This window comes from Nocardia tenerifensis NBRC 101015, assembly GCF_000308715.1.
GTDB classification, from domain to species: domain Bacteria; phylum Actinomycetota; class Actinomycetes; order Mycobacteriales; family Mycobacteriaceae; genus Nocardia; species Nocardia tenerifensis.
The window spans coordinates 1-5,093 of the sequence record NZ_BAGH01000512.1; the positions used below are offsets into that span (position 1 = coordinate 1).

Below are 5,093 nucleotides of genomic sequence, written 5' to 3' on the forward strand. Positions count from 1 at the left end.
GTGCCCAGGCGGGATCGTCACCGAACAGGGCGGGCAGCGCGGCGAAGGAGTCGCTGCCGGCGTCGGCGCGGGCGCCTTCGTCGGCGGCGAGCAGCACGGATCCGCCCTTGACGACCGGGATCACCGATCCGGAACTCGGTGCGGCGCAGGCTTTTCGGTGCGATCGGACGGCGTAGGCGTCGAGTTCGGCACGGGTGATGCCGAAGGCGGCGGCGGTGAGGTCGGCGGACACACCGATCGTCACGAATCCCGTGCGTTCGCCGAGATCGGCGTCCGTGGCGATGGCGGGCCGATCCGACAGCATCGGCACCCGCGACATGGACTCCACCCCGCCCGCCACGATCACCTCCGCGTAGCCCGCGGCGACCCGGGCCGCGGCGATATCGACCGCGTCGAGCCCGGAGCAGCACAGCCGCGACACCACACCGCCGGGCACCCGGTCCGGCCAGCCCGCCCAGAGGGCCGCCGCACGGGCGAGATTCCCGCCCTGCTCCCCCACCGGCGTGCCGATGCCGACCACGATGTCGTCGACGGAATCGGCGCTGAGCGAGCGGCTTTCGAGCGCGGTGAGCAACTGCCCGAACAGCTCGTAGGGCGGAATCTCGGCGAGCGTGCCTCCGGCCTTACGAACCCTCGCCCGAGGCAGCCGGATGGCGTCGTAGATGTAGGCCTCAGGCACGGTCGATCCTCGCGAGGGTCTCCAGCGTGCGGTGGCCCGCCGGGTCGTCGGCGGAGGTGGCGGGCACGACGACGATCTCGTCCGCACCCGCGTCGCGGTAGGCGTCGAGGCGGCGCCGGAGTGTGAGGTCGTCGCCGAAAATGCCTACCGCCGCCGGCAATTCGTCGGGCACGGCCGCCAGGACATCGCGCGGGTGCGCGCCGGAACGGGCGAGGCGCACGATCTTGCCGAAGCCCGCCTCCTCGAACATGGCGGCGTAGCCCGGCGCGCGCAGATAGCCGACGACACCGCGGCGGACCGTGGCGAGGATGTCGGGCGTGGGGCGGGCGGCGGCCGTGACCCACACCGAGACGGCGGGACTCGGCCGTCCTCCGGCGGCCTCCCGAACCAGCTCGGCGCACCGCGAAACCTGTTCGGGCGTGACCAGATTGAGCACCACCCGGTCGGCCGTGCGCGCGGCGGCGGCCAGCGCGCCCGCGCCGAACGCGGCGACCGCGATCGACGATGGCGGCGGCGGGAGCCGGAGCCGGTAGCCCGTGCTGCGCTCCACCGTCCCCGCGAAATCGACCTTGTCGCCCGCGAGCAGCCCGCGCAGGATGTGCGCCGTGTCCGCGAGATGCGCGGCGGTGCGGCGTCTTTCGCGGCCGTGCCAGTCGTGCACCACGACGGTGCTCGAGCTGCCGATCGCGACATCGACGCGCCGGCCGGTGAGCGCCGCGACACTGGCGACGCCCATGGCGAGGGTGGCCGGGCTGCGGACGTCCACGGCGAACGGCCCGAGGCACAACGGCATTCGGCCCGGCGCCTGTCCGACGGCGGTCGCCAGGGCGAAGGCGTCGAAGGTGGCCATCTCCCCGATCCACAGGCGGCGGTAGCCCAGCTTCTCGGCCGCCTCGGCGACGGCGAGCGCGTCCAGCGGATCGCGGTCCTGCCAGTACGGCAGGCTCACGCTGAGTCCGCGGTCGGCGGCGCTCACCCGACCGGGTGCGCGGCCGCGCGCATCCGCTCGCCGCCGACCCAGGTGGCGTGGAAACCGAGCGGCACCCGCGTCGGGAGGCCGAGCCGACACGTCGGCCCGGCGGAGAGGTCGGCGGCGTCGTAGATCCACACCTCGGACAGCTGGGTGTGGCTGTTGAACGCGAACATCGTCAGCCAGGCGTCGTCCTCGTCGCGGGCGTCCGGGCGCGGGACCACGGTGAGCTCGCTGCCGAAGACGCCGTCGCCGAAGGGCTGTGTCTCCTTGGCGCCGCTGCGTAGGTCGTATTTGATCACGGCGTCGAAAAGCATTGTGCTGTCTACCGATAGGCGCATCTGATAGGACCAGCGGCCACGCCGGCCGGTGAGACCCTGGTCTATGGCGGGGAATTCGGTGTTGACGTCGTCCATGGGCTCTTCGACGGTGGCACCGGTGCGCAGATTGAATCGGTACCTGTGCAGTTTCGCCTCGGGTCGCAGGTAGGCGAGCAGCTGGGCGAGGGGGTTCGCGCGGTCGGACACCGGGCTGGGCTTCGAGACGCGGCAGACCACCATGACGATCTCGTCGCCCTCCTCCCACGAGTTGACCGTGTGATAGATGTAGCCCGGCGCGGCCTCGAACCAGCGCGCCCGCGCGCCGTCGCCGCGCCGGGGCAGCACCGCGAAACGACTCGGCAGGGTGCGGTCGAAGAAGAGCTTGAACCGGCCCGCCGCGGCGGCCCTCGGATCGTTGTAGAGCGGCAGATCCATGAGGATCGAGTAGTTCTCGGTGATCGCCATGTCGTGCGGCAGGCGCGGGCCGGGCAGCTCGAGGCCGGTGTAGTGGGTGACCGTGCCGGACGGATCGGCCACGCCGTAGCGCAGATACGGCGCGTGGATGCCGTAGTCGAAGAAGATGAACTCCTCGGTGCGCTCGTCGACCTTGGCGTGCGCGGAGATCTCGCCGGGCAGCGTGCCGCCGAAGGTGTCGACGCCGCGGGTCTCGAGGCTGATCGGGTCCAGCGCATAGGGTTTGCCCGCGCGGTACCACAGCGAGAGCAGGTTGCCGTGGTGGAAGACGACGTCGGTGTTGGCGGAGTTGCGCTCTCTGCGGTCGCCGGGCGGGTTGTCGTCCCAGGGCTCGATCACGCCGCGCCACAGGGCCGTTCCCGCGGCGCGCTCGGCCTCGAACTCCGTGGTGCGGATGTAGCGATTGCGGTAGGTGGCCTTGCCGTTCTCGAAGTGCACCGCGTGCAGCATGCCGTCGCCGTCGAACCAGTGGTAGCGGCCGATCGGGGCGAACTGCGGGTTCGGGCCGTTGCGCACGTACACGCCGTCGAGATCGGCGGGGAGTTCGCCTTGCAGGACAGGGAGATTCGGGGCGGTGATCTCCTCGGCGGTCGGCGCGTACATGCCCTCCAGGTACGGGTTGGTCAGCGCCTGCGCTGCCGGTGCGATGAGTTCTTCCTCGAGCGTCATGAGTCGCGTAGCCCTTCAGTACAGTTAATGAAGTGATACGCGTCTCACGGATCGGTGTCAAGAGCTCCTGAGGCGATCGATGACGGTGTGCGACAGCGGCTCGAACCGGACGTCGGTGCGGGCGAGGTGGGTGTCGCAGCCGCGGCAACGCAGTGCGGGCCGCAAGGGCGCGCCGCACTTGCGGTGCCTGATGAGCAGCCCCGATTCCGGCGCCTCGGGGTGCGCCAGCTCTGACCACGCGAGCAGGAACGCGAAGATCCCGAACAGCGCGCGGCCGCGCGGGGTCAGCCGGTACTCGCGCCCCGCGCCTTCGCCACTGCGGCAAAGGATCTCGGCGTCGCAGAGCCGGGACAGCCGCTCGGTCAGCGTGGTCGGCGACATGTTCATGGCCGTGCGGAACGCGGTGAATCGGCGCATGCCGGCCAGCGCGAGGCCCGTCACGGTGGCGCTCCATCGGTCGCCGATCGCCGCCATCACCTCGTCGAACCGCATGTCGGCCCGGTCGGAGACGGGCGCGCGGGCCCGGCGCCTGCCGCCGGAGGTGAAGCGCCACAACGCATCATCGCCGAGTTCGACCTCGGTGTCGCGCGGGGTGACCGTGCGGCCGCAGCCCCGGCACATCAGCACCGGCGGGCCGCGGTGGCCGCACGCGCCGTGCACCAGGTCCGGGTGCAGCGCGCCCTCGGCGGTCCACTCGCGCTGCCAGCCCCAGACGGAGACCAGGATCTCCCAGGTCGCCAAGCCCAGATCGGTGAGCCGATAGTCGAAGCGGTCCGGCGCGCCGGCTTGCGGGACGCGGACGAACACGCCCGCGTCGACCAGGGCCGCGAGTCGCGCGGTGAGCACGGCCGGCGGCGCGCCGGTGCGCTCGATCCACTGGTTGAAGCGGCGCGTGTGGTTGACGAACGCGTGGCGCAGGATGGTCAGCGTCAGGCGGTCGCCGAGCAGGTCGAAGGTGGCCGCGACGGGGTGGAGGGCCGACTCGGCGCCTTGTTCACTCATCACATCCACCTTCATCCACTTCGTTAACTGTAGTCCATTGGTTTATGGAATGACGACGGACTCCAGCGCGAGGTCGATCTCGAGCCGGGCGAGCATGTCGCGGAACTCGCTTGCGGGGTAGCGCTCGTTCTCGGTGACGAGTCCGCGCACGATACCGCTGCCCGGCATCGACAGCGGGCGGATCTGGTCGACCACGCCCTCGATCGGGTCGAACAAACGCAGTTCGGGCCGTGCGCGCTCGAAATAGTCACGCAGCCAAGGCAAATGGGTGCTGGACAGTGTCACCGCGGCGATGCCGGGATGCTCCGCGAGGAGGGCGTCCAAGAATTCGGCGATGACGCTCGAGGTGTGTTCGCGCCGGAACAGGAAATCGCCGCTCTCCACCAATTCGACCAGCGACGAAGCGTTCACCGCGTGGACCCGCACGTTATCCGCGCCCGCCTCGGCACGCAGGAATTCGGCCAGCTCGGCGCTTTCCACCAGGGACCGCACGCCGAGCACCGCCACCTCGCCCGCCACCCCGAGCGCCTCGCGAACCGGTGGGCGCACGCCGAATATCGGTGCCGGACCGCGCAAGTCGTCGAGGATGGTCACCGAGGGGGCGTTGGAGGCCAGCAGGATCGCGCACGGCTCGAGCTCGGCCAGATAGCGGACCGCGCGCTCGACCACCGACAACAGCTCGGCCCGGTCCTTCGCGCCGTAGGGGAAGCTGGCGCGGTCGGCGAGGTAGACGATGTCGCGGTCGGGCAGGCGCTGGTGCAGGAGTTCCACCGCGGAGTAGCTACCGAGGCCGGCGTCGAAGACCGCGATCGGTCGGTGTAAAGAGCTCACCGGCTGATCATGCCCGCTGGGTGGGGGCGGCGACGCGTCCACCCACGGACGGAATCAATTGTTGAGACTTCCTGTTGTTAGGGATCGTTCCCTAACAGCAGGAGTACACCCATGACCGACCTGACCGGCAAAACCGCCCTCGTCACCG

Annotated in this window: 5 protein-coding genes; all 5 read right to left on the minus strand. The window is 70.5% G+C overall.

Going from position 1 to position 5,093, the window contains the following annotated elements:
* Positions 1-679, minus strand: a 679-nt coding sequence (locus tag ON39_RS34765; RefSeq protein ID WP_040740552.1) for a thiolase family protein, incomplete at its 3' end; no start/stop codon positions are given.
* Positions 672-1,655 (minus strand): LLM class F420-dependent oxidoreductase, encoded by a 984-nt coding sequence (locus tag ON39_RS34770; protein WP_040740553.1) that lies wholly within the window; start codon positions 1,653-1,655, stop codon positions 672-674. The genes ON39_RS34765 and ON39_RS34770, both read right to left, overlap by 8 nt.
* Positions 1,652-3,112 (minus strand): carotenoid oxygenase family protein, encoded by a 1,461-nt coding sequence (locus tag ON39_RS34775; protein WP_040740554.1) that lies wholly within the window; start codon positions 3,110-3,112, stop codon positions 1,652-1,654. The genes ON39_RS34770 and ON39_RS34775 overlap by 4 nt, the downstream gene beginning before the upstream one ends.
* A 57-nt stretch (positions 3,113-3,169) precedes the next feature.
* Positions 3,170-4,114 (minus strand): winged helix-turn-helix transcriptional regulator, encoded by a 945-nt coding sequence (locus ON39_RS34780; protein WP_040740556.1) that lies wholly within the window; start codon positions 4,112-4,114, stop codon positions 3,170-3,172.
* 42 nt (positions 4,115-4,156) lie between these two features.
* Positions 4,157-4,945: a glutamate racemase gene (locus tag ON39_RS34785; protein ID WP_040740555.1), complete on the minus strand. Its 789-nt coding sequence runs from the start codon at positions 4,943-4,945 to the stop codon at positions 4,157-4,159.
* Between the last annotated feature and the right edge of the window lie 148 nt (positions 4,946-5,093).